The sequence below is a fragment of the Nocardia sp. SYP-A9097 genome, assembly GCF_009649815.1.
In the GTDB taxonomy this organism is placed as follows: Bacteria; Actinomycetota; Actinomycetes; order Mycobacteriales; family Mycobacteriaceae; genus Nocardia.
In genome coordinates this window covers 1-982 of record NZ_WJIC01000085.1, presented here as the reverse complement: position 1 = coordinate 982, position 982 = coordinate 1, and the positions used below count along the sequence as shown (strand labels likewise).

The 982-nt window shown below is 65.5% G+C and carries 1 protein-coding gene; it reads right to left on the bottom strand.

All coding sequences use genetic code 11. The features are described 5' to 3' along the window. Positions 1-852 (bottom strand): IS5 family transposase (locus GFY24_RS40845; protein WP_228567174.1); only part of this gene is annotated, 852 nt, incomplete at its 3' end. Positions 853-982: the final 130 nt, after the last annotated feature.

The following is a 982-nucleotide window of genomic DNA, read 5'->3' as shown; positions in this document are numbered from 1 at the left end:
CATGGCTTCGTGGTGGTCGGGCAGGCGTTCGTAGTCACGGACGCAGCGTCGGCGTCGACTGATCCAGGAGAATGTGCGTTCGACCACCCAACGGCGGGGCAGGACAACGAAACCCGAGACGTCGTCGGTGCGTTTGACGATCTCGAGGGTAAGCGTGAGAGTGTCCTTTGCCCAGGTGACGAGCTTTCCGGTGTAGATGCCGTCGGCCCACACCAGGGTGATGGTGTCGAAGAGCTGGCGTAGTCGTGTCAGCGCGGGACGGGCGGCGTCGCGGTCCTGGACGCTGGCGGAGGTGACGTAGACGACCAGAAGCAGGCCCAGGCAGTCCACGATGATGTGGCGCTTGCGGCCGGCCACTTTCTTCCCGGCATCGTAGCCGCGGCTTTGTGCGCCAACGGTTTCCGCGGCACGCACCGATTGGGAATCGATGATCGCGGCGGTCGGATCAACCTCGCGGCCCTCGGCTTCGCGGACCATATCGCGCAGGTCGTTGTGGACGGCGGTGACATCACCGTTGGCCCACCAGCGGGTGAACGCGGCGTGCACGGTGTGCCAGGGTGGGAAGTCGGCCGGGAGGTTGCGCCACTTGCAGCCGTTGTCGGCCAGGTAGAAGATCGCGTCGACGATCTCGCGGCGGCAGTGCTCTTCGGGGTGGCCACCGACGCCGTCGAGCCAGACCGGCCAGGGCAGTCGGGAGGCGATGACCTGCCACTGGGCGTCGGTGGTGTCGCAGGTGTAGCGGCGCGGGCGTACCGGGTGGCGGGTGCCGTGCCCGAATCGGCAGGCCACACACGTGCAGCCGTTTTCGGCGATACCGGTGACAGCGGCGGCAACAGAGGGGTAGAACGACATTACGGAACCTTCTGGGCAACAGTGGATGTGGTAATTCCTGTTGCTACCAGGAGGTTCCGTTCCATCGGGCCACTTCCGGCAACCTCCCGCACGGTCTGTTCCCTAAACGATCAGAACCCGGACAGGCACT